Origin of the sequence: Streptomyces sp. NPDC059828, assembly GCF_042731955.1 — a bacterium.
Lineage (GTDB): Bacteria > Actinomycetota > Actinomycetes > Streptomycetales > Streptomycetaceae > Streptomyces.
Map to the genome: position 1 here is coordinate 162,091 of NZ_JBHWIW010000005.1, position 21,823 is coordinate 183,913.

Sequence of the window (21,823 nt, forward strand, 5' to 3'; positions counted from 1 at the left end):
CCCGCAGCCGCCGGGCCGGCCCGGGGGCGCACTTCAGTCCTGTGCCGAAGGCTCCCGGACCAGTCCCCTCAGCAGCGAGCGCACGATCTCGGGGCCCCGCAGAGTCAGCACCGACTCCGGGTGGAACTGGATCCCCGCGAAGCCGTCCCCGCGCAGCGCATGGACCTCGTGGGTCAGGGCGTCGCGGGCGACCTCGGTCCCGCAGGCCGACAGCCGTGCCTGCGAGGCCTCGTCGCACACCGCGGTGAAGCTGTTGTAGAAGCCGACCGTCTCCTCGTCGCCGAAGAGCCCGATCCGCACCTGGGCGCCCTGGAAGGGGGTCTCCTTGCGGGTGATCGGCAGGCCGAGTTCCGCCGCGATCAGCTCGTGCCCCAGACAGACACCGAGCACCCCGTGCGGCGCCGGGTCACGGGCCAGGAGCTCCGCCGTCAGCGAGCGCAGGAAGCGCATTCTGGGGTCGGTGCCGTCCGAGGGGTCGCCCGGTCCCGGGCCGAGTACCACGGGGCCCTCGTGGGCGAGGGCCGCGTCCCGTACGCCGGGATCGTCGTAGCGGCGAACGGTCACCTCCAGGCCCGCCCCGCGCAGCACATGGGCCAGCATCGCGGTGAAGGTGTCCTCGCCGTCCACCACCAGGGCATGCCCGGTGACCTCCGGAGGCAGGGACTGCATCCGCAGCCAGAACGGCGCCAGGCCGTCCCTGCGTGCGTCGAGCGCCGCCCGCACCCGGGCGTCGGCGGCCAGCCGGGGCCGTACCGACCCGGCCTCGCCGGCGGCGGCCCCGGGACGAACCACACCCAGTGCGGCCAGCACCGCCGCCGCCTTGGCGTGGGTCTCCGCGACCTCGGAAAGCGGGTCGGAGTGCCGGACCAGCGTCGCGCCGACCGGCACGCGCAGGGCGCCCGACGCCGCGATGTCCGCGGTGCGGATCAGGATGGGGGAGTCCAGGGTCTGTGCTTCGTTCGCGTCCTGCCCGAGCAGTGCCAGGGCCCCCGCGTAGTAGCCGCGGCCCGTGGGCTCGTGGCGGGCGATCACCCGGCAGGCGTTCTGCACCGGGGAGCCGGTGACCGTCGCGGCGAACATGGTCTCGCGCAGCACGTCCCGTACGTCGAGCGAGGAGCGCCCGCGCAACTCGTACTCGGTGTGTGCGAGGTGCGCCATCTCCGTGAGCCGAGGGCCGACCACCACACCGCCCTTGTCGCCGACCGTGCACATCATCTTCAGTTCCTCGTCCACGACCATGGAGAGCTCATCGGTCTCCTTGCGGTCGGCGAGGAAGTCCAGCAGCCCCTCCACCGAAGGGCCGGCGGACGGATAGCGGTAGGTGCCGCTGATCGGGTTCATCACGACGGTCCCGCCCGACATCCGGACGTGCACCTCGGGGCTCGCGCCCACCAGCGTGCGGTCACCGGTGTGCACGACGAACGTCCAGTACGCGCCCCGCTCCCCTTCGAGCAGCCGCCTGAACAGGGCGAGCGCGTCGGACCGGGTGAAGCCGGGGATCTCGCCTGTGAAGGTGCGCCGGACGACGAAGTTCGCTCCCTCGCCCCGCCCGATCTCGTCCTCGATGACCCGGCGCACCGTCCGGGCGTACTCCTCGTCGCCGATGTCGAAGCCGCCGCCCTCGACGTGGACCTCGTGCCCGGGCAGCCGGTCGAGCAGCTCGTCCGTCGGCAGTTCGTACGCCTCGTCCGCGACCAGCACCGCGAGCGGGGTGCCGTCGTCCCGCACCTCGAAGCCGCGCTCCCTGATCTGCCGGAACGGCACCAGAGCCAGGGAGGGCAGGTCGCCCACCGGGATGTCCGCGAGCCGCTGGGCCTCGTGGACCGGGCCGACCAGCACGTCGACGGTGTCCCGGTCGCGGCCCGGGGTGCGCCTGCGAAGCAGGGCGAAGGGGCGGGCGCCGTCGTCGTGGTCCAGGAGTCTGCTGATGATGTCCATCGGTGCGTTCCTTCCGTGGCGGGGAGTGCGTCAGGGAGGAACGGCCGTGGAAACGGAAGAAGGCCGCCCCTCGGGCGGCCTTCGCGGTGATCGGTCAGATCGTTTTCAGATCGTCAGTGGGCACGCGCGATGAAGTGGGCCGCCGGTTCAGCGGGCCACCACCAGTTCTGGTTGGTCGGCGCGTACATACGAGGCACCTTAGCAGCGCGCTCAGACCAGGGCGACGACGATCGACGTCACCAGCTGGACCACCAGACCCAGCAGCAGCACGCCGATACCGCCGACGAAGACCAGCAGGGCGTAGCCGCCGGGCGTTCCCGGCGCCGTGCCGCGCCAGGCGACGACGGACATCCACAGGCAGGCGACCGCCCCCGGGGTGAGCAGCAGTGCAGCCCAGGTCGCGTAGGTGACGAACTCCACGGGCGAGGGCTCGAAGGCCGCGCCGTCGGTCAGCCGCACCTCGACCCGGCTGCCCGCCGGGTAATCCTCGTCGGCCCCGACCAGGACCACGTTGTCCCGGGACGCGGGTCCTTGGCTCCCCGCGGCGGCGAAGGCGCCCTCGCAGTCCACGCCGAGCAGACTGGCCCCGATGTCGTGGTTGCCGTGACACTCCGACACGGTGAGGACGCCGTCGGCCGGACCCGACCCCGTCACCGCGGTCAGCCGGGCGCCGAAGACCAGCCAGACCCCCCAGATCGACATACCGAGGCACAGCACTGCCCCGGTGATCGCCGTTGCTGTCCGCGCCCCTCGCACGTCGCCCTAACCGCCCACGCCGCCGGTGTCCATTGTCAGTCCCCCATCCGCGGGAGAGCGTATACGGAGTGCTCCGGCCCATGGTCCCCGGGCTTCGGAGGGGATCATGGATTGGCGAGGGTTGTCTCAAAAAATGAGCAGAGGTCTGGACTCCGCGTGCGACCCCGTAATGTTGTCGAGGTGACCGTGAACGCTAAGACCACCGACACCGGTGGCAACACCTGGCGAAACCTGCCCGCGGCGCAGCAGCCCGAGTACCCCGATGCCGAGGCTCTGCGCGATGTGATCGCGGACCTCGAGTCGTATCCGCCGCTCGTCTTCGCGGGCGAGTGCGATCAGCTGCGCGCCCGGATGGGAGCCGTCGCCAGGGGCGAGGCGTTCCTGCTCCAGGGCGGCGACTGCGCGGAGGCCTTCGACGGTGTGTCCGCCGAGCACATCCGCAACAAGCTCAAGACCCTGCTCCAGATGGGCGCGGTGCTGACGTACGCCGCGTCGGTGCCGGTCGTCAAGGTGGGCAGGATCGCCGGCCAGTACTCGAAGCCGCGCTCCAAGCCCACCGAGACCCGCGACGGTGTGACCCTCCCGACCTACCGGGGCGACTCCGTCAACGGCTTCGACTTCACCGAAGAGGCCCGCATCCCGGACCCCGAGCGCCTGAAGCGCATGTACCACGCGTCCGCGTCGACGCTGAACCTGGTGCGCGCCTTCACCACCGGTGGTTACGCCGACCTGCGCCAGGTGCATGCCTGGAACCAGGACTTCGTGAAGTCGTCCCCGTCGGGGCAGCGCTACGAGCAGCTCGCGCGCGAGATCGACAACGCGCTGAACTTCATGAAGGCCTGCGGCACCGACCCGGCCGAGTTCCGCACCGTCGAGTTCTTCGCCTCCCACGAGGCCCTGCTCCTGGACTACGAGTCGGCGCTGACCCGTACGGACTCCCGTACCGGACAGCTCTACGACGTCTCGGGCCACATGCTGTGGATCGGTGAGCGCACCCGGCAGATGGACGGTGCGCACATCGAGTTCGCGTCGAGGGTCCGCAACCCCATCGGTGTGAAGCTCGGCCCGACCACGACGGTCGACGAGGCCCTGCGGTACATCGACAAGCTGGACCCGGAGCGCGAGCCCGGCCGGCTGACCTTCATCGTCCGCATGGGCGCCGACAAGGTCCGTGACCGGCTCCCCGAGCTGGTCGAGAAGGTGACGGCGTCCGGTGCCACGGTGGCCTGGGTGACGGACCCGATGCACGGCAACACCTTCGAGGCGGCTTCCGGGCACAAGACCCGCCGCTTCGACGACGTGCTGGACGAGGTCAAGGGCTTCTTCGAGGTCCACAAGGCGCTCGGCACGCACCCCGGTGGCATCCATGTCGAGCTCACCGGCGATGACGTCACCGAGTGTGTGGGCGGCGGTGACGAGATCTTCGTGGACGATCTGCACCAGCGCTACGAGACGGCCTGCGACCCGCGGCTCAACCGCAGCCAGTCGCTGGACCTGGCCTTCCTGGTGGCGGAGATGTACCGCGACCAGTAGTGACCGTATGCACGTTGTACATGACTGTGGGGCGCGGATCCTTGTGATCCGCGCCCCACAGTTGCGTCCGGGGCTTTTGCCACCCAGGGGCGGCGGGTAAGGTTAGGTTAGCCTCACCGATCATCGGGACGGCGCCACTATCGATCCGATCCGACGATCCGATCCCATCGGGAGGTGAACCGCGTGTACGTCTGCTCGTGCTTCGGCATCACCGAGAAGCAGGTCAAGGAGCACGCGGAGGCCGGTGCCTGCACCCCCCGCCAGATCGCCTCGGTCTCCAAGGCGGGCACGGACTGCGGATCGTGCGTCCGTCGGATCCAGGGACTCCTCGGCCGTGGCGCGTGCCCCCGCCGTGAGCTCCTCGAGCAGGGCGACCGCACCGCCGCGCTGTCACTCGGCCCCGACGCGACGCTTGGCGCCTCGGACGGCACGTCGGCCGAGTCAGCGGACATCCCGCAGGCACTGCCCGAAGCCGCCTAGTTCCCTGCCGCCCCTCGCGCTCAGCTCTCGGGCTGCTCGATCAGCTGGGCGATGTACAGCGGCTCCCCGAGCTTCTCGACCAGCTCGAGCTGTGTGTCGAGATAGTCGATGTGGTGCTCCTCGTCGGCCAGGATCGACTCGAAGATGTTGGCCGACGTGATGTCGCCCTTGTTCCGCATGACCTCGATCCCGCGCCGCAGCCGGTCGATGGCCTCGACCTCGACCTGCCGGTCGGCCTGGAACATCTCGGTGACCGTCTGCCCGATCCGCACGTGGAAGAGCCGCTGGTAGTTCGGGAGGCCCTCCAGGAACAGGATCCGGTCGGTCAGCACCTCCGCGTGCTTCATCTCGTCGAACGATTCGGCCCGGGTGTACTTGGCGAGCTTGGTCCAGCCGAAGTTCTCCTGCATCTTCGCGTGCAGGAAGTACTGGTTGATCGCGGTCAATTCGGCAGTCAGCTGCTCATTGAGGAACTCGATGACCTCAGGGTCGCCCTGCATCGCAGAGGCTCCTTCCGCGCGTGTGACTGGGGCAGGATGGGCGCATCCTCGCACCGTGATCCATGGCCGTCCAGTAAGTGCATGCTTAGTAGGAGTTGCCCGAATCGGCCCAGACCTGGTCATGACCACCCCTCCCGGTCTGTCACCATGGAAGGCATGGGTCAGCCGGAGAGCCGGGATATACGCGAGTCCGAGCAGTCCGGGCTCCCTCCGGGGCAGCGAATGCAGCGTGGCTGGCCCGTCACCCACTACGGCCCCGTCCCCAAGTTCAGGGCCGAGCGCTGGGAGTTCCGGGTTTTCGGCGCGACAGCGGACGGCGAGAAGCACTGCTGGAACCACGAGGAGTTCTCGGCCCTTCCGTTCGCCACGATCGTGGCCGATCTGCACTGCGTGACGAAATTCAGCATGCTCGGGGCCGAATGGGGTGGGGTCCCCGCCCGGACCATCGTCGAGCTGGCCCCGCCCGCGCCGTCCGTCACCCATGTCATGGTCTGGGCCGAGTACGGCTACAGCGCCAATCTCCGGCTCGCCGACTTCCTCTCCGACCGTACGATCTTCGCCACCCACAAGGACGGTGAGCTGCTCACCGCCGAACACGGTTTCCCGCTGCGGCTCGTCGTGCCGCATCTGTACGCGTGGAAGGGCCCGAAGTGGGTGCGGGGCGTGGAGTACATGACCACGGACCGCCGGGGCTTCTGGGAGGAGCGGGGCTACCACAACCTCGGCGACCCCTGGCGGGAGCAGCGCTACTCCTACCAGGAGCAGCCCGGGGACGGCCCCGAGCTCTGACGACGTGTCGACCGTGACCGGCTGGGGCCGGTTCGGCGTCACCCGTCAGGGCAGGCGCAGCCCCTTCAGCCGCGCCACGTCCGCCGCGTAGGCGCCCTTCGGACCCGGGGTCTCGATGATCAGCGGCACCCCCTCGGCGGCGGGATGCGCCATCAGCTCCCGGAACGCCTCCTCACCGATATGGCCCGCACCGATGTTCGCGTGCCGGTCCCGGTGCGACCCCCATGGCTCCTTCGAATCATTGGCGTGGACCAGCTTCAGCCGTCCCTCTCCCACCGTGTCCACCAGCAGATCCAGGGTCTCCTTGACCCCGCCCGGCGCGGACAGGTCGTGCCCGGCGGCGAAGACATGACAGGTGTCCAGGCAGACGCCCAGCTTCGGGTGGGCGTCCAGCGCCGCGAAGTACGGCCCGAGGTCCTCGATCGTGGAACAGAGCGAGAAGCCCTGACCGGCGGTGGACTCCAGGAGCAGCACCGGATCCTCGTCGTGCGTGAGCTCGTCGAGCAGCGGCAGCACCAGTTCGCGTACCTGCCGCAACGCCACCTCGCGCGAGCGGCCTCCGGTGGCCGAACCCGTGTGCACCACCACGCCCAGCGCCCCGATCTCCCGGCCGCGGCGCAGCGAGTGCCGCATCGACTCCACGGAGCTCTCGGCGGTCGCAGGGGTGTGCGAGCCGAAATTGATCAGATACGGAGCGTGTACGTACACCGGTACCCTCTCGGCCGCGCAGTCGGCGCGGAAGCGCTCGTCCTGCGCGGGATTCCCGGGAGGCGTCGCCCAGCCGCGCGGATTGGCCACGAAGACCTGGACGGTCTCGGCGCCGATCTCGCGTGCGTACCCCAGGCCCGTCCTGGCGAGGCCGCCGGCTACGGGAACGTGGGCGCCGACGGGGTGGTGCATCGTCTCTCAGAGTCCCTTGGTCTTGATGGTGATGGTGCTGCCCTCGGGCGCCTGCTCGCCCCCGGCCACGGACTGGCTCTCGATCTCGTTGCCCAGGAAGGGGAAGCTGCGCTCGACCTTCACCTCGAAGCCGGCCTTCTTGAGCTCGCTGGTCGCCGACTCGACGTTGTCGCCGGTGACGTCCGGCACCTCGATCATGCGCGGGCCCTTGGAGACGGTGAGAGTGATCGTGTCGCCCGCGGCCACCTGGCCGCCCTCGGCCGGGGACTGCGCGGCGACGGTACCTGCCTCCTCGGGGGAGTGGACCTGCTGCGGGGCGACCTTGACCTTCAGCCCGGCCTCCTCGAGCGCGGCCGTGGCGTCCTCGACGGTCTCGCCGACGACCCCGGGGGCGTCGATCGGCGCACCCTTGCTGACGACCAGTGCGACGGCGGAGTCCGGGCGCGCTCCGGTGCCGGTCACCGGATCCGAGCCGGTGACGGTGCCCTGGGCGGCCTCTTCGTCGAACTCCCTGGTGACCACGCCCGGTGCCAGGCCCACCTTGCGCAGGGCGCTGCGCGCTTCGGAGAGGCTCAGCCCCTCCAGTTCGGGCACCTTGACGATCTCGGGACCCCGGGAGATCGTCAGCGTCACCGAGCCGTTGTGCCGGATGCGCTTGCCCTGCTCGGGGTCGGCGGCCATGACGGTGCCGCGCTTGAAGACCTCGCTGTAGTCCTTCTTCGACGGCTCTACCTCGAGTCCGGCGTCGGTGAGGCGCTTCCTGGCCTCGGTCTCGGTCTTGCCGAGCACGGAGGGCACCCTCGTGAACTGACCGGAATTGATGTACCAGACACCGGTGCCGACCCCGAGCAGGAGCAGCGCGGCCACGACAGCCGCGAGCATTCCCCGGCTGGGCCGCCGCGAGCGCGAGTGCCCGTGACCCGCCGGCTGGAACCCCTCCGGGGCATCCGCCGGCAGCTCGAGGCGGCTGGTGTGCTCCACGACCCCGGGCTGCCCGGCCCCGGGCTCCGCCGTGGCGTGCGTCGCTGACCGGACGGCACGCGGGATCACACTCGTACGGTCATCGGCACCGTCGTGCGCGGCGGCCCTGGACTGCGGCGGTACGGCGTCGAGCTGCGCGTCGTAGAGGGCGGCGCGCGCCTCACGGGCGAGGGCCAGCAGCGCGACGGCGTCGGCCGGGCGCTGCTCCGGAGTGCGGGCGGTGGCCCCCGCGACCAGGCCGTCCAGCTCGGCGGCGAGCCCGGGTACGGCGGCGGACGGGGCGGGCACGTCCTCGTGCAGATGCTGGTAGAGCACCTGTGCGGGGGAGTCCCCGGTGTGCGGCTTGGCGCCGGTCAGCATCTCGTAGAGGACCACCCCGCAGGCATAGACATCGGCCTGGGTGCCGGCGGTGCCGGACTCGATCTGCTCCGGTGCGAGATAGGACACGGTCCCGAGCACCGAGCCCGTGGTGTTCGTCACCGACCCCACGGCCCTGACAAGCCCGAAGTCGGCCACCTTGACCCGGCCGTCATCGCCTATCAGCACGTTCTCCGGCTTCATGTCCCGGTGCACGAACCCGGCCCTGTGCGCCGCCCCCAGCGCCGCCAGCACCGGCTCCAGGATGTCGAGCGCGGCCCGCGGCTGGAGCGCGCCCCGCTCGCGCAGCACATCGCGCAGATTGCATCCCGGGACGTACTCCATCGCCAGATAGACGTACGCGCCCTGAGCCCCCTGGTCGTACACCCCCACCACATTGGGGTGGGACAGCCGGGCCACGGACTTGGCCTCACGGATGAAGCGCTCCACGAAGGACGCGTCCGCCGCGAGGTCCGGGTGCATCACCTTGAGAGCGAGCACCCGGTCGAGCCGGATGTCCACGGCCCGGTAGACCGTGGCCATCCCGCCGACGGCGATACGCGCGTCGACGCGGTAGCGGCCGTCGAGCAGCTGCCCGACGAGGGGGTCCTGAAGGGTCGTATCCACGCAGGCGAGTCTACGAGCCGGACGCGGGGCCGTTCTCCCCCAGGACCACCTCCGGCACCGTACTGAAGCGTGGCTGTGACGCGCGGGTGTGAGAAGCCGCTCGCTGGGTAGCCTCGCGGCCCGTCGGCGTACGTCAGAACGCCGGGCGCTCCGGGTCCAGCACCGCGAGCCCGCCGACCGGTGAGGACGCCTGGGCGAAATGGCGGCGAGGGATCCTGCCCGCGCGGTGTGCGAGGCGGCCCGCCTCGACCGCGTGGCGCATCGCGGAGGCCATCAGCACCGGCTCCTGGGCCCGGGTGACCGCAGAGGCGAGCATCACCGCCGCGCAGCCCAGCTCCATCGCCAGGGCCGCGTCCGACGCGGTGCCCGCCCCGGCGTCCAGGATCACCGGGACACCGGCCTGCTCGGTGATGAGCTGGAAGTTGTGCGGGTTGCGGATGCCGAGCCCGGAGCCGATGGGGGAACCCAGTGGCATGATCGCCGCGCAGCCGACCTCCTCCAGCTTCCGGGCGAGGACCGGGTCGTCGTTGGTGTACGGCAGCACGACGAAGCCGTCGTCCACCAGCACCTCGGCGGCGTCCAGCAACTCCACCGGATCGGGCAGCAGAGTGCGCTCGTCGGCGACCACCTCGAGCTTGATCCAGTGCGTGCCCAGCGCCTCCCGGGCCAGCCGCGCCGTGAGCACGGCCTCGCCCGCCGTGAAGCAGCCGGCGGTGTTGGGCAGCACCCGGATGCCCAGCCGGTCGAGCACCGACAGCACGGAGCCCCGCACGGCCGGATCCAGCCGCCGCATCGCGACGGTCGTGAGCTCCGTGCCGCTGGCGACCAGTGCGCGCTCCAGGGCGTCGAGGCTCGGCGCCCCGCCCGTACCCATGATGAGCCGGGACGAGAACTCCACCCCGCCCAGCACGAAACGATCATCTGCCATGGCCCCGGTCACCCGCCCTGCACCGCGGTGAGGATCTCCACCCGGTCGCCGTCGCCGAGCGGGGTCCCCGGCCACTCGCTGCGCGGGACGACCGACTCGTTCACCGCGGCCGCGACGCCGGAGCGAGCCGCGGTCAGTGTCGCGACCAGCGCGTCGAGGCTCGTACCCGCCGCGATCTCCAGCGGCTCCCCGTTGACGGAGACGGTCGGATTCACGGTCGTGCTCATACGGACGCCTCCTGGCGTGCGGGAGAGAAGCGATGAGGGGCGAAGGGGCGGGCCTCTTCCGGCAGTTCGCCCGTGACCAGGGCGTCGGCCAGGGCGTCGCCGGTCACCGGGGTCAGCAGCACGCCGTTGCGGTAGTGGCCGGTGGCGAGCAGCAGCCCGGGCAGTTCCGTAGGCCCGAGCAGCGGCGCGTTGTCCGGTGAGCCGGGCCGCAGGCCCGCACGGGTCTCGGTGAGCGGCAGTTCGGTGATGCCCGGCACCAGCTCATGGGCGTCGCGCAGCAGCTCGTACACCCCGCCCGCCGTGACCGTGGTGTCCCAGCCCAGCTCCTCGCTCGTGGCGCCCACGACCAGCTCGCCGTTCTCACGGGGCACCAGGTACACCTGGCTGCCCCGCACCACGGCCCGTACGGTCCGCGACAGGAACGGGGCGCGCGGACCCGGCACCGTCAGTCGCAGCACCTGCCCCTTCACCGGCCGCACCGGAGGCAGGACCTCGTCGGGCACGCCGGCCAGCCGGCCGCTGAGGCTGCCCGCGGCCAGTACCACCTGATCCGCGACCACCTCATGGGCAGCGCCGGGGCCGTCGGCGGTGGCCCCGGGCGGGCTGAGGACGGCCCCGGTGGCGCGGTCGCCGTCGACCGTGAGTCCGGCCGCCCAGGTGCGGTGGAAGACCACCCCCGCCCGCTCGCAGGCCACCACCAGCGCACTCGCCAGCCGCCGCGGGTCGATCTGATGATCACCGTCGACCCGCAGTCCGCCCCTGACCCCCGGGGCGAGCATCGGTTCGAGCCGGCGGCACTCGCGTCCGGTGAGCCACACCGACTCCAGCCCGCAGCGGCGCTGAAGCGCGTGCAGCTCGCGCAGATGAGCCCGGTCGTCCGCGTCCAGCGCGACCGCGAGCGTCCCGCAGGTCCGGTAACCGGTGTCCTGGCCGCTCGCCTCCTCCAGCTCCGCGACGAAGTCCGGATAGCGCCGGGCGGAGGCGAGATTGAGGCCGAGGAGCGTCTCCTCGCCGTAGTGCAGCTCGGTGACGGCGGCCAGCATCCCGGCAGCGACCTGTGCGGCCCCGCCGCCCGGATCGGGGTCGGCGAGCGCCGTACGCAGTCCGCGCTGCGCCGCCCGCCAGGCCGTGACCAGGCCGATGATTCCGCCCCCGACGACCAGGACGTCAGCGGACGTCCGTGGATGCACGGGCATCCGGACCCTCCCTTCGCCGGCATGACCCGGATCAGGTTCGTACGGTCGGAGGCCGCCTCAGCCTCCCTCTCAGCCCGGTGCGGCCGGGCTCCCGCGAGTAGCAGTACGGTGGTCAGCCTAACTCCGGTCATCAACTCGCAGTAAGGGAGCCCGCACCGTGGCCCGCTCGCTCGACGGACTCGTCCTCGCCCCCCTGGCGGACCAGGCCCCGGGCCAGGTGGGCATCCGGACCCGGTTCGCCTACCACGAGCGGGACGGCCAGGTCTGGGCCGAGTACGAGGGCGGGGACGTGGTCCGCGGGCACCTCGTCGGCACCCGGGACGGCGACCGGCTGGACTTCCGCTATGTCCAGCTCAAGCGGGACGGAACGACGGCATCCGGGCACTGCGTCTCCACGGTGGTTCAACTCCCGGACGGGCGGGTGCGCCTTGAGGAGACATGGGAGTGGGAGTCCCGGGACGGCAGGGGCACCAGCGTCGTCGAAGAGCTCCCGGCCGGGTCCCCGGTCGACCGCCAAGCTTCCTGACGGTTCGTCAGATGATTAGGCTGGCCTGGTGAACGAGCACACCACACAGCGTCGAGTCGTCATCGCCGGGGCCGGGATGGCGGGGGTACAGACCGCGGTGGCCCTGCGCGAACAGGGCTACGCCGGCAGCCTCACCCTGATCGGCGCCGAGCCGCACCAGCCCTACGACCGGCCTCCGCTCTCCAAGGCCGTGCTGCTCGGCACGGCGGAGGGCTCCGCACTCGACGTCGACTTCGACGCGCTCGACATCGACCTCCGGCTGGGCCGTGAGGTCACCGGGCTGCGCCCGGACACCCATGAGCTCGACACCGAGGCCGGCCCCGTCCCGTACGACACCCTGGTGATCGCCACCGGCGCCGAGCCCCTCACCCTGCCCGGCACCGAAGGCGTCCAGGGCGTCCATCTGCTGCGCACCCTCGACGACGCACGGCGGCTGCGCCCCGTGCTGGAGCGGCAGCACGACATCGTGGTGGTCGGCGCGGGCTGGATCGGGGCGGAGTTCGCCACCGCCGCGCGCCGGGCCGGCTGCGCGGTCACCGTGGTGGAGGCGGCCGACCGGCCCCTCGCGGGTGCCCTGCCCGCCGAGGTGACCCGGCCGATGGCCGACTGGTACGCCGAGAGCGGCGCCTCACTCCTCACGGAGGCACGTGTCGCCGCCGTCGAGCCCGGGGCGGTCGTCATCGCCGAAGGCACAGAGGCCGACGGGGAGGTCCGGCGGCTGACGGCCGGGGCCGTCGTCGTGGGCATCGGCGCGCGTCCGGCGACCGGCTGGCTCGCCGGCTCGGGCATCGGCCTCGGGCCGGACGGGTCGATCACCGCCGACGCGCAGCTGCACACCACGCTGCCGGATGTGTACGCGGTGGGCGACTGCGCCTCCTTCCCCTCGCGGCGCTACGGCAGGCGGCTCCTCGTGCACCACTGGGACAACGCGCTCCAGGGCCCGCGCACGGTCGCCGCCAATGTGCTGCGGGCCCTGCAAGGCGCCGAGGGCGAGCCGCCGCTGACCTATGACCCGGTGCCGTACTTCTGGTCCGAGCAGTTCGGCCGCTTCGTGCAGTACGCGGGCCACCACGAGGGCGCCGGGACACTCATTCGGCGGGGCGACCCCGCGGCGGATTCCGGCTGGTCCGTGCTGTGGCTGAAAGACGGCGTACTGGCCGCGGTCCTGGCGGTCGGCAGGCCCCGTGACGTGACCCAGGGCCGCCGCCTCATCGAGGCGGGCGCCCGCCTGGACCCCGCCCGTGCGGGGGATCCCGGGGTCCCTCTGAAGGCGGCAGTCGCATAGGGCCCGGCTACCGACTGTCAGTGCGGGATGGCAGGCTTGTCCTGTGACCGAGATTGACGCAAAGATCGATGCTCTCGTCCCCGCCTGGCTCCACCTGCCGGACATCGCGGAAATGCTCGATGTCGAGGTGACGCGCGTGCGCCAGCTCGTCAAGGAGGGGCAGCTGATCGCCGTGCGCCGTGGTGAGAACCGGACGCTTCAGGTGCCGGCCGCCTTCATCCAGGGCGACAAGGTGGTCAAGGGCCTTTCCGGCACCTTGACGCTCCTGAAGGACGACGGCTTCACCGACGAAGAGATGCTCGAGTGGCTCTTCACACCAGACCCCACCCTGCCGGGCACCCCCGCGGAGGCACTCAGCGAGAATCGCGGCACGGAGGTGAAGCGCCGGGCCCAGGCGCTCGCCGTCTGACATTCCGAACCCTGAATACACCAGCGGCAGCGGTGTACGGACCGGCCGCCCGGGCAGTCATGCGCCAGGCGCGACCGGCTTCGTGCACCGCTGCCGCCCGGCAAGCCGACGAACCACGGGGGAGCAGCCCATGTCCACCGCTCGCGCGCGTCTGTCCGACGCGCGGCTCTATCTCTGCACCGATGCCCGCAGAAGCCAGGGCGACCTCCCCGAGTTCCTGGACGCGGTGCTCTCCTCCGGTGTGGACATCGTGCAGCTCCGGGACAAGGGCATGGAGGCCGGTGAGGAGCTCGGTCATCTGGCCGTCTTCGCCGATGCCTGCCGCCGCCATGGAAAGCTGCTCGCGGTGAACGACCGGGCCGATGTCGCCCATGCCATCGGCTCCGACGTGCTGCACCTGGGCCAGGGCGATCTGCCCGTCCCGGCGGCCCGGGCCATCCTCGGTGACGAGGTGCTCATCGGGCGTTCCACCCACGCCCCGGAGGAGGTCGCCGCGGCGGCCGTCCAGCCGGGCGTGGACTACTACTGCACGGGGCCCTGCTGGCCCACCCCCACCAAGCCGGGACGCCCGGCCCCCGGGCTCGACCTGGTGCGCTACGCCGCCTCGCTTCCGCAGGACCGCCCCTGGTTCGCGATCGGCGGGATCGACGCGGGCAATCTGGAGCAGGTGCTGGAAGCGGGAGCCCGTCGTGTCGTCGTCGTCCGGGCGATCACCGAGGCCGACGACCCGGGCGCTGCGGCGTCCGATCTCAGCATGCGGATACGCGGATACGGTGATTCAGGGGCCTAGGCTGAATGCGAACAGTTCCTGTCCGAAAAGTGGACATCGGTTGGGTCCCCCGGTAGCCCCGGCTAACCTGCGAATATGGCCCTTGGTACAGCTTCGACCAGGACGGACCGCGCCCACACCGTGCGCGAGCTGCTGGCGACCGGCAAGACCTCGTACTCCTTTGAGTTCTGGGCGCCCAAGACGGAGAGAGGCGAGCGCAATCTCTGGAACGCGCTGCGCAGAGTCGAGGCGGTGCGCCCGAGCTTTGTCTCCGTGACCTACGGCGCCGGAGGCTCGACCCGCTCCGGCACGGTCAAGGCCACCCAGGAGATCGCCGCGGACAGCACCCTGACCCCGGTCGCCCACCTCACGGCGGTGGGCCATTCCGTCGCCGAACTGCGCAATATGATCGGCCAGTTCGCCGACGCGGGCATCCGCAACATGCTGGCCCTGCGCGGCGACCCGCCCGGTGACCCCATGGGCGAGTGGGTCGACCACCCGGACGGTGTCACCCATGCCGCCGATCTGGTCCGGCTGATCAAGGACGCCGGCGACTTCTGCGTCGGGGTCGCCGCCTTCCCCGAGATGCATCCGCGATCCACGGACTGGGACACGGACATCAAGCACTTCGTGGCCAAGTGCCGGGCCGGTGCCGACTATGCGATCACTCAGATGTTCTTCGACCCTGACGACTACTTCCGGCTGTGTGACCGAGTCGCCGCGGCGGGGTGCTCGACCCCCATCATTCCCGAGATCATGCCCGTGACCAGCGTGAAGCAGATCGAGCGGTTCCGTCAGCTGAGCAATGCGGCCTTTCCCGCCGCACTGGAGGAGAGGATGCGCGCGGTCGCCGACGACCCCGCCGCTGTACGCTCCATTGGCATCGAGTTCGCGACGGAGTTCGGTGCACGACTGCTGTCCGAGGGTGTCCCCGGTCTGCATTTCATTACGCTCAACAACTCCACCGCGACACTGGAAATCTACGAGAATCTCGGACTGCACGAGCAGTCGTAACCGGCCACACCCCGCCCACACCCCCGGCGGCGGCCGATGAGGAGGGGCGGGCATGGGCTGGACGGCGCTCTACATCGCGTTCGGCATTGTCGCGCTATGGCTGCTGGGCGAGGTTCTGCTCCAGTACAAGGCGCGGCTGCGCTGGCGTCTGCTCGCGTTCGTCGGGTTCCTCGGCGTCGTCCTGGGCGTGCTGCTGCCGAACGTGATCGTCATCGGGATCGGCGCGGTGTGCTTCGCGGTCGGTCAGACGTACGTGACGTTGTCCTTCCGGCGCGGGTTCTCGACGGGCTGGGCCATAGGGGGGAAGCCGGGGTCAAGCCGCCGCCGCAAGGCCTCCGGAGCTGGTGCCGTGGCCCACCGTGAGCCCACGCTCGAGGTCTCGGACCTCGCGTACGAGCCGGGCACTGATGAGCAGTACGAGCCGTACGAACCGCGTGAGCCGCACGCGGGTGCGGAGCCGGTGTACGAACCGGTGCCGCTGCCGGATGACACGAGCCAGTACGGCGTCTACGAGGGCTACGGCAGCTACAGCTCCCCGTACGAGCAGCCGAGCGCGGCGCAGGCGCAGGACGCATACGCCGCGCAGTACGACTACGGAGCTGGTCCGCAGCAGTACGCCGCGTACTCCGACCCGTACGTCGGCACCCCCAGCTACGGGTCGTACGACGACCCTTATGCCGCACAGCAGAGCCAGCAGCAGTACGGCGACCCCTACGCCACGCAGCAGGGCTACCAGGAGACCCCGCCGGGCGGAGTCTGGGTGCCCCAGCAGCGCGACGGCGACCAGGCGCCTCAGGCATCGCAGCAGTCGTACGGTTACCCGAACGCGGGTTACGAGTACGGCTACGACGGTTACGAGAACGGCCAGCAGCAGCCGTACCGCTACTAGGACTGACCGGGCTCGCCCGCCCGGCACCGTGCGGTGGCCGTGCCGACAGCCCACCGGGTGCTATTGCGAGCCGCGGAAGTCCTCGCCCTCCACGATCAGGCCTGCCACCAGCGCACCCGACATGCCCGCGTGGGCCAGGCCGCCGCCAGGGTGGGACCAGCCGCCTGCCAGGTGGAGGCCCGGCAAGGCGGTGCTGTTCGAGGGGCGGAGGTACGCGCCGCCTTCGCCCGCCAGCGCGGGCGGGCGGACCCGGCCCGTCTCGGCCGGGGTGAGCACCTCGCGCCAGAGCAGGCGCTCCCGTGCGTCCGGGACCACCCGCCCCACGGCGGTGATCAGGGTGTCCGCATAGCGCTCGCGCACCGCCTCATCCGCCCAGCGCACCGGATCGCCCGAGACCGTCGCGGTCAGGGTGACGGCCTCATGGGCGTCGTCCGGACGGTTCGCCGGGTCGTCCGGGCGCAGCACGGTGACCGTCGGGTGCTTGGCCAGCCCATCGCCGAAGACCGCGGTGGCCTCGGCCGCGGTGTCGGGGGAGTGCACCACGGTCCGGTGCGCGGCTCCCGCAGGGCGGGCTCCGCGCAGGGCCAGCAGCACCGTGAACCGGCCAGGATCCGTGTCCGCCGTAGCGGGCCGCACCGCGCCGTCACGCCACAGCTTCCGCTCGCCGAGCCCGCCCCGCCCGGCAGCCGCCACCACTTGGTCCGCCTCGACCGTGGAGCCGTCGGCGAGCTCCAGGCCGGCGGCCCTGCCGTCCCGTTCGAGCACGCCGGTCACCTCGCTGCTGAAGACGAACTCCACCCCGCGCTCCAGACAGCGCTCGTACACCGCCCGCGCGAGGGACCGCATGCCACCGCGGACGTACCAGGCCCCGAACGCCTGCTCCATGTACGGCAGCAGCGCGGCGCTGGCCGGGACGCGCCTCGGGTCGAGTCCGTACGACAGAGCGCACGCGTCGAGCAGGGTCGCGAGCCGGGGATCGCCCAGCTCCCATGCGCCGACCTGGGCCAGCGTGGCGGCCTGCCGGATGCGCAGCATCCGGCGCTGCCGCAGTGCCGGATACGGCTCACGCCCCAGCACCTGCCAGTTGGGCCACAGCGGCTCCTCCAGCAGGGGGCGGCGTGAGCGGTCCCAGCACTCGCGCGCCCGCTTCAGAAAATCGCCCCACCGTTCACCGGTCCCTGAGCCCAGCGACGAGTCCAGCGCGGCGACGGCGCCTCCGTGTGAGGCATTCGGCAGGGACACATCCGTGCCGTCGGCGAACAGATGGCGGCTCGCCGGTTCCACCTGGGCCATCTCGACCAGGCTCTCCAGCGGCTGTTTGCCGGTCTTCAGGAACAGATCGCGGTAGACCGCGGGCAGGTGCAGCAGACCGGGGCCCGTGTCGAAGGCGAAGCCGTCCCGCTCGAAGCCGCCCACCGCACCGCCGAAGGTCCCCGAGCGCTCGTGGACCGTCACCCGGTGCCCCGCCACCGCGAGCCGGGCCGCCGCCGCCATGGCGCCCATCCCCGCGCCGATCACCGCAATTCGTGCCATGTCAGGGACTGTATCGGCAGGCGCTGACAGCGGACCGTGCCGGGGAGCCGCCTGGGGATGAGCACGGGGCTCTGAGTATCCGTACCTAGGCCGCGAGATGAGTAGGCGCGCGGATGGGGTCCCACCTGCGCGGAGGGAAGAGTGGGGGCCATGGAAAGGGCGCGGCGCCGCACCGCCGGCACGGGGCGGCGGAACGGCGCGGCGTACCGGTCCGAACGGGGGTTGCCCGGACCCGGGGGAAACAGGGGAACGGGGGTCGTGGTCCCGGGCAATGCCACGGGGGAGAAGGGGGGACAGGGGACGGGGGGAACACGGGGGAGCACGGGGGAAACGCCGGTCCGGCGAAGCTCAGGGGGATCGAGCTTCGCGGGACCGGTTTCTCTTGTCTCCAGGCCGGCCCGGGGGCCGGGCTCAGCGCCCGCTGACCCGCCCGTGCAGCAGCCGGGACAGCGCCGCGTGGACATCGTCGATCGACCGCTCCGGCTGGAACGCCTGCCAGTCGAGCGCGGCCACCAGCACCATCCCGACGAGCGCGGCGGCGGTGAGCTGCACATCGATCTCCTCGCTCAGCTCGCCGCGCTCGACCCCCTCCCGCAGCACGGTCTCCACCACGGCCACCGCCTGCTGACGCACCACCATCAGCGTCGACTGCCAGGCGCGGTTGGTGCGCCACAACTCGGCGACGTACAGCTGGGTGAAAGCGGGGTAGCGGTCGATGAAGACCAGGCCGGCCCTGACCATCGCGTCGAGGGCCTCGACTCGGGTGCCGCCCCGCTCCTCCGTCTCCTCCTCCGCCGCCTGGAGGGACGCGGTGAGCAGGCCCACCCCGTACCGCAGCAACTCCTCGAAGAGCTCGGTCTTGCTCTTGAAGTTGTAGTAGACCGTGCCCTTGGCGACCCCCGCCCGCTCGGCGATCTCGTCGACGGTCGTCGCGGAGAATCCCTGTTCGGCGATGAGGGTCACGGCGGCTTCGTAGAGCTTGGCGCGCGTCGCCTGCCGCCGGGTGCTGCTGCTGTTCATGGCGTTGATTCTCACAGGTTCGGTGATCTCACATGCTCAGCTCGGGATGGAGGCGGTCGAACGTCCACACCTGCTTGTTCCGCGCGGCGAGCGCGGTGAGCGCCAGCGCCCCGATGGTGAAGGCAAGCAGCACGGCGCACGCGCCCCAGACGGAGCCGATCCCACCGCCCGTGATCAGCCGGCGCAGCGACTCGACGACATAGGTCATCGGCAGATAGGGGTGGACGGCGTTGAAGAAGCCGGGGCTGGTCTGCACGGGGTAGGTGCCCCCGGCCGAGGTGAGCTGGAGCATCAGCAGGGCGAGTACGAGGATCCGGCCCGCCGCGCCGAAGCGGGCGTTGAGCCACTGGATGATCGCGGCGAAGCAGAGCACCGTCAGCGCCAGGAACCCGATCGTGCCTGCCGCGTGGGCCATTTCGAGACCGAGCCCCCAGTGGAGCACGGACATCAGGGCGCCGACCTGGAGCAGTCCGATCCCGGCGACCGGGAGCCAGCCCGCGAGGGCGATGCGCCAGGCCGGGGATCCGGCGGCGAGCGCTCGGCGGTTGAGCGGCTGGATCAGCATGTACGCGACCATCGCACCCACCCACAGGGAGAGCGGGATGAAGTACGGGGCGAAGCCGGTGCCGTAGTTGGACGCCTTGTGCAGTGACTGGGAGGCGAGCTGGACGGGGTCGGACATGACCTCGGTACGGCGGTCGCGCTCGGTCTTGTCGTAGTCGGGAATCTTCTCCACACCGTCGCTGAGTCCCCCGGCGAGCTCTGTCGAGCCGTCGACCAGCTTGAACATCCCGCCGTCGAGGTCCTGGGCACCGGTCCACAGCCGGCCGACCCCGGTGTCGAGTTTGGCGGAGCCGGTCTGCGCACCGGCAAGACCACTGTGGATCCGGTCCGCGCCCTTGGCGACCTGCTGTGCCCCGGAGTTGAGCCGGTTGATGTCGCGCACGGCCTTCGCCACGTCCTCGTCCAGGTGCGGGGAGCGCTTGGCGAGGTCCTTCGCCTGGGTCTGCAAGGTGTCGAGCTGCTTGTCCAGCGTCTTCAGGTCGCTGTCGTTGTCCTTGAGGAGCTCATTGACGTCGGCGGCGATCTCGGCGACATCCTCGGCGTCCGTCTTGGCGTGCCCCAGGACATCGCACAGGCGCTTGTCGGGCAGCAGCGCGTCCTCGCAGCGCTCCTCGTAGTACCCCGCCAGGGCGTCCGCGGCCTTCCGCGATCCGGCGGCGGCCGCGGGAGCCCGCTTCACGAGATCGTCCAGGTGCCGCTGCGTCGCCCGGGCGGTGTCATCGGCAAGGCGCGCGGTGTCCCCGATCGCCTTGCCGTTGTCCTTGAAGTACGGCTGGATGGCGTCGGAGATGCCGTTGACCTGGTCGGCCAGCTTCTGCGTGCCGCCCGCGACCTCCCGGGCGCCCTTCTCCAGGTCGCCCGCTCCCTCGTTGAGGCGGCCGATGCCGCCCTTCAGCTTTCCGCTGCCGTCCTTGGCGCTCTCGAGGCCGTCGGCGAGGTCCTTGGAGCCTTCCTTGGCCTGGCCGATGCCGCCCTTGAGCTTGTCCGCGCCGTTGGCGGCCTTCTCCGTCGCGTCATGGATGTCGGAGAAGGAGATGAAGATCTTGTCGAGGATGGACCGGGAGGCGTTCTGCGACGCGGACTTGCGCACCTCGGAGAAGACCGACCGGGATATCTGGCCGACGATGTAGTTGTTCGCGTCGTTGGTACGCACCTCCAGGGCGCCGGTCTCCGGGGAGTCACCGGAGCTGGAGGCGATGCGCTCGCTGAAGTCGGACGGCATGGTCAGCGAGAGGTAGTACGTTCCGTCCTCCACGCCCTTGCGGGCCTCGGAATCGCGCACCTGGTGCCACTCGAAGACCTTGCTCTCAAGCAGCCCTTCGGTGATCTCGTCACCCGCGGTGAGCTTCTTGCCCGAGACGGTGGCGCCCTTGTCGTCGTTGACGAGTGCCACGGGTATCCGGTCGAGACGGCTGTAGGGGTCCCAGAACGACGCCAGGTAAAGGGCGCCGTAGAGCAGCGGCAGCAGAAGCACCGATACCAGCGCGGCCATCGGCAGTTTCCCCCTGCCGAACCGCTTCAGCTCAAGCGCGGCCAGTTTCGGCGAGCGCATCGTCAGCCCCCTCCTTGGTGTCCCCGGTGCCCTCGACGGTGTCGGTGGTCTCGGCGTTCTTGGTGTCCTCGGCGGCCTCGGTCGAATGGCCCGTCTCGGTGGACTCGGTCGTTTTGGTGGACTCGGTCGTCCCCGTGGTCCCGGTCGTCCCCGTGGTCCCCGTGGTCCCCGTGGTCCCCGTGGTCTCGGTGGTTACGGTCGTGCCGGTGGTTCCGGTCGTTTCCGTGTCGGCGTCCGCGCTGGTGGCAGCGGTGTCGCCGTCGGCCGTGCCGGCGCCCTCAGCGGTCGTGCGGGCCTCACCGGCCGGCTTCGTCTCCGTACGGATCAGCACCGCGTCACCAGGCGCCTGGCTGCACGCCGCGAGGACCGTCGTGCCCTGCGCGGCGATGCCGCGCAGCAGCGCCCAGGCCTCGGCCCGGTCCGCTTCGGAGAGCTTGAGGTCGACATCGTCGACAGCCAGCAGCCGGGGCCGCCCGATCAGCGCGAGCGCGACCGACAGGCGCAGGGCCTCCAGGCGCTCCAGGTCCCGCACGGACGTGCGGTCCCCCTTCGGCAGGGTCTCCACATCGAGGCCCGCGCTCTTCAGTGCCTCCTCGACGCGGCTGAGGGCCGCTGCCCGCTGCTCGCGGCGAGGTCGCAGCAGGGCCCGCAGTGAGCCTTCGTACCGCCGCTCGAGCATCGCCCGCTCCCGGAGGTGCTCGGCGACGGTGAGGGAGGGGTCCAGTTCACTGACACCCTGGACGGGTCCCAGGGCGGTGACCTGGCGTACGGCGGCCATCTTGCCGGGCAGCCGCAGCCCGCCGATCTCGGCGTGCCCCTCCGACGGTTTCATCCGGCCGGTGAGGGCGAGAAGCAGACACGTGCGGCCTGAGGCGGACGAGCCTTCGACCGCGATCAGCGATCCCGGCGCGGCCTTGATGTCCATCCCCCGGAAGGCCCAGCCGCGTGGGCCCTTGAGCCCGAAGTTCTCGGCGGTGACGGCCGCCCCGTGCGTTTCCACGGACCCCCTCCAACTTTTTGGACTGACTGGTCAGTCTAAAAAGTAGCGCG

At 71.0% G+C, this 21,823-nt stretch carries 22 protein-coding genes and 1 riboswitch; of the genes, 9 read left to right on the forward strand and 13 right to left on the reverse strand.

Annotated elements, in window-relative coordinates; translation table 11 throughout:
• Positions 1-33 precede the first annotated feature (33 nt).
• The 3 genes from ACFV6V_RS05055 to ACFV6V_RS05065 all read right to left on the reverse strand — a co-directional run bounded on the left by ACFV6V_RS05055 (position 34) and on the right by ACFV6V_RS05065 (position 2,640).
• The gene (locus tag ACFV6V_RS05055) at positions 34-1,938 is read right to left on the reverse strand and encodes an anthranilate synthase family protein (RefSeq protein WP_385559236.1); all 1,905 of its coding nucleotides are present in this window, start codon (positions 1,936-1,938) and stop codon (positions 34-36) included.
• A 113-nt stretch (positions 1,939-2,051) separates the two neighbouring features.
• Positions 2,052-2,126 carry a trp operon leader peptide gene (locus ACFV6V_RS05060; protein ID WP_385559360.1) on the reverse strand — a complete coding sequence of 25 codons (75 nt, stop codon included), beginning with the start codon at positions 2,124-2,126 and terminating at the stop codon, positions 2,052-2,054.
• 22 nt (positions 2,127-2,148) lie between these two features.
• Positions 2,149-2,640: a hypothetical protein gene (locus ACFV6V_RS05065; RefSeq protein WP_385559238.1), complete on the reverse strand. Its 492-nt coding sequence runs from the start codon at positions 2,638-2,640 to the stop codon at positions 2,149-2,151.
• Positions 2,641-2,880: 240 nt separating this feature from the next.
• Between ACFV6V_RS05065 and ACFV6V_RS05070 the strand changes: the two genes are divergently transcribed.
• Positions 2,881-4,227 (forward strand): class II 3-deoxy-7-phosphoheptulonate synthase, encoded by a 1,347-nt coding sequence (locus ACFV6V_RS05070; RefSeq protein WP_385559363.1) that lies wholly within the window; start codon positions 2,881-2,883, stop codon positions 4,225-4,227.
• Between the two features lie 174 nt (positions 4,228-4,401).
• Complete coding sequence (locus tag ACFV6V_RS05075) at positions 4,402-4,707, forward strand: bacterioferritin-associated ferredoxin (protein WP_385559241.1); 306 nt, start codon at positions 4,402-4,404, stop codon at positions 4,705-4,707.
• A gap of 20 nt (positions 4,708-4,727) precedes the next feature.
• Here ACFV6V_RS05075 and bfr read toward each other — a convergent pair whose 3' ends face one another.
• A complete protein-coding gene (gene bfr / locus ACFV6V_RS05080; protein WP_361278417.1) occupies positions 4,728-5,207 on the reverse strand; it encodes a bacterioferritin in 480 nt (159 codons plus the stop codon).
• A 156-nt stretch (positions 5,208-5,363) separates the two neighbouring features.
• Between bfr and ACFV6V_RS05085 the strand changes: the two genes are divergently transcribed.
• Entirely contained in the window at positions 5,364-5,996 is a 633-nt protein-coding gene (locus ACFV6V_RS05085) for a sulfite oxidase-like oxidoreductase (RefSeq protein ID WP_385559244.1), read from the forward strand.
• Positions 5,997-6,041: 45 nt separating this feature from the next.
• Here the strand turns inward: ACFV6V_RS05085 and ACFV6V_RS05090 are convergent, their stop codons facing one another.
• The 5 genes from ACFV6V_RS05090 to thiO form a co-directional block, all read right to left on the reverse strand.
• A complete protein-coding gene (locus ACFV6V_RS05090) occupies positions 6,042-6,896 on the reverse strand; it encodes a deoxyribonuclease IV (RefSeq protein WP_385559247.1) in 855 nt (284 codons plus the stop codon).
• Between the two features lie 6 nt (positions 6,897-6,902).
• The gene (pknB, locus tag ACFV6V_RS05095) at positions 6,903-8,861 is read right to left on the reverse strand and encodes a Stk1 family PASTA domain-containing Ser/Thr kinase (protein WP_385559250.1); all 1,959 of its coding nucleotides are present in this window, start codon (positions 8,859-8,861) and stop codon (positions 6,903-6,905) included.
• Between the two features lie 133 nt (positions 8,862-8,994).
• Positions 8,995-9,789, reverse strand: a complete 795-nt coding sequence (locus ACFV6V_RS05100) for a thiazole synthase (RefSeq protein WP_385559253.1) — start codon at positions 9,787-9,789, stop codon at positions 8,995-8,997.
• A gap of 8 nt (positions 9,790-9,797) precedes the next feature.
• Entirely contained in the window at positions 9,798-10,016 is a 219-nt protein-coding gene (gene thiS, locus ACFV6V_RS05105; RefSeq protein ID WP_385559256.1) for a sulfur carrier protein ThiS, read from the reverse strand.
• Positions 10,013-11,212, reverse strand: coding sequence for a glycine oxidase ThiO (thiO, locus tag ACFV6V_RS05110; RefSeq protein WP_385559258.1), 1,200 nt, complete (start codon positions 11,210-11,212; stop codon positions 10,013-10,015). The genes thiS and thiO overlap by 4 nt, the downstream gene beginning before the upstream one ends.
• Positions 11,204-11,317, reverse strand: a riboswitch (TPP riboswitch). It overlaps the preceding gene by 9 nt.
• Before the next feature lie 52 nt (positions 11,318-11,369).
• Here thiO and ACFV6V_RS05115 point away from each other — a divergent pair.
• From ACFV6V_RS05115 to ACFV6V_RS05140, 6 genes are all read left to right on the forward strand, one after another.
• Entirely contained in the window at positions 11,370-11,738 is a 369-nt protein-coding gene (locus tag ACFV6V_RS05115; RefSeq protein ID WP_385559261.1) for a hypothetical protein, read from the forward strand.
• Positions 11,739-11,814: 76 nt separating this feature from the next.
• Positions 11,815-13,023 (forward strand): NAD(P)/FAD-dependent oxidoreductase, encoded by a 1,209-nt coding sequence (locus tag ACFV6V_RS05120; RefSeq protein WP_385559366.1) that lies wholly within the window; start codon positions 11,815-11,817, stop codon positions 13,021-13,023.
• 43 nt (positions 13,024-13,066) lie between these two features.
• The gene (locus ACFV6V_RS05125; RefSeq protein WP_385559264.1) at positions 13,067-13,432 is read left to right on the forward strand and encodes an Rv2175c family DNA-binding protein; all 366 of its coding nucleotides are present in this window, start codon (positions 13,067-13,069) and stop codon (positions 13,430-13,432) included.
• Positions 13,433-13,562: 130 nt separating this feature from the next.
• Positions 13,563-14,222 carry a thiamine phosphate synthase gene (gene thiE / locus ACFV6V_RS05130; RefSeq protein WP_385559267.1) on the forward strand — a complete coding sequence of 220 codons (660 nt, stop codon included), beginning with the start codon at positions 13,563-13,565 and terminating at the stop codon, positions 14,220-14,222.
• A gap of 75 nt (positions 14,223-14,297) precedes the next feature.
• Positions 14,298-15,215, forward strand: coding sequence for a methylenetetrahydrofolate reductase [NAD(P)H] (gene metF / locus ACFV6V_RS05135; RefSeq protein ID WP_385559270.1), 918 nt, complete (start codon positions 14,298-14,300; stop codon positions 15,213-15,215).
• A gap of 52 nt (positions 15,216-15,267) precedes the next feature.
• On the forward strand, positions 15,268-16,104 hold the full coding sequence (locus ACFV6V_RS05140) for a hypothetical protein (RefSeq protein WP_385559273.1): 837 nt from the start codon (positions 15,268-15,270) through the stop codon (positions 16,102-16,104).
• A 60-nt stretch (positions 16,105-16,164) separates the two neighbouring features.
• Here the strand turns inward: ACFV6V_RS05140 and ACFV6V_RS05145 are convergent, their stop codons facing one another.
• From ACFV6V_RS05145 to ACFV6V_RS05160, 4 genes are all read right to left on the reverse strand, one after another.
• A complete protein-coding gene (locus ACFV6V_RS05145; protein ID WP_385559276.1) occupies positions 16,165-17,637 on the reverse strand; it encodes a phytoene desaturase family protein in 1,473 nt (490 codons plus the stop codon).
• 411 nt (positions 17,638-18,048) lie between these two features.
• Entirely contained in the window at positions 18,049-18,657 is a 609-nt protein-coding gene (locus ACFV6V_RS05150; RefSeq protein WP_385559278.1) for a TetR/AcrR family transcriptional regulator, read from the reverse strand.
• Between the two features lie 28 nt (positions 18,658-18,685).
• Positions 18,686-20,773, reverse strand: a complete 2,088-nt coding sequence (locus ACFV6V_RS05155; RefSeq protein WP_385559281.1) for a YhgE/Pip family protein — start codon at positions 20,771-20,773, stop codon at positions 18,686-18,688.
• Entirely contained in the window at positions 20,745-21,773 is a 1,029-nt protein-coding gene (locus ACFV6V_RS05160; RefSeq protein WP_385559283.1) for an ATP-binding cassette domain-containing protein, read from the reverse strand. The genes ACFV6V_RS05155 and ACFV6V_RS05160 overlap by 29 nt, the downstream gene beginning before the upstream one ends.
• Positions 21,774-21,823 lie beyond the last annotated feature (50 nt).

Bases quoted from the DNA above. Each gene is read 5' to 3' on its own strand.
- ACFV6V_RS05120 (WP_385559366.1), top strand. From the start codon at position 11,815: ATGGCGGGGGTACAGACCGCGGTGGCCCTGCGCGAACAGGGCTACGCC.
- ACFV6V_RS05085 (WP_385559244.1), top strand. From the start codon at position 5,364: ATGGGTCAGCCGGAGAGCCGGGATATACGCGAGTCCGAGCAGTCCGGG.
- bfr (WP_361278417.1), bottom strand. From the start codon at position 5,207: ATGCAGGGCGACCCTGAGGTCATCGAGTTCCTCAATGAGCAGCTGACT.
- ACFV6V_RS05065 (WP_385559238.1), bottom strand. From the start codon at position 2,640: ATGTCGATCTGGGGGGTCTGGCTGGTCTTCGGCGCCCGGCTGACCGCG.
- thiE (WP_385559267.1), top strand. From the start codon at position 13,563: ATGTCCACCGCTCGCGCGCGTCTGTCCGACGCGCGGCTCTATCTCTGC.
- ACFV6V_RS05145 (WP_385559276.1), bottom strand. From the start codon at position 17,637: ATGGCACGAATTGCGGTGATCGGCGCGGGGATGGGCGCCATGGCGGCG.
- thiS (WP_385559256.1), bottom strand. From the start codon at position 10,016: ATGAGCACGACCGTGAATCCGACCGTCTCCGTCAACGGGGAGCCGCTG.
- thiO (WP_385559258.1), bottom strand. From the start codon at position 11,212: ATGCCCGTGCATCCACGGACGTCCGCTGACGTCCTGGTCGTCGGGGGC.
- metF (WP_385559270.1), top strand. From the start codon at position 14,298: ATGGCCCTTGGTACAGCTTCGACCAGGACGGACCGCGCCCACACCGTG.
- ACFV6V_RS05150 (WP_385559278.1), bottom strand. From the start codon at position 18,657: ATGAACAGCAGCAGCACCCGGCGGCAGGCGACGCGCGCCAAGCTCTAC.
- ACFV6V_RS05055 (WP_385559236.1), bottom strand. From the start codon at position 1,938: ATGGACATCATCAGCAGACTCCTGGACCACGACGACGGCGCCCGCCCC.
- ACFV6V_RS05155 (WP_385559281.1), bottom strand. From the start codon at position 20,773: ATGCGCTCGCCGAAACTGGCCGCGCTTGAGCTGAAGCGGTTCGGCAGG.
- ACFV6V_RS05140 (WP_385559273.1), top strand. From the start codon at position 15,268: ATGGGCTGGACGGCGCTCTACATCGCGTTCGGCATTGTCGCGCTATGG.
- ACFV6V_RS05090 (WP_385559247.1), bottom strand. From the start codon at position 6,896: ATGCACCACCCCGTCGGCGCCCACGTTCCCGTAGCCGGCGGCCTCGCC.
- ACFV6V_RS05100 (WP_385559253.1), bottom strand. From the start codon at position 9,789: ATGGCAGATGATCGTTTCGTGCTGGGCGGGGTGGAGTTCTCGTCCCGG.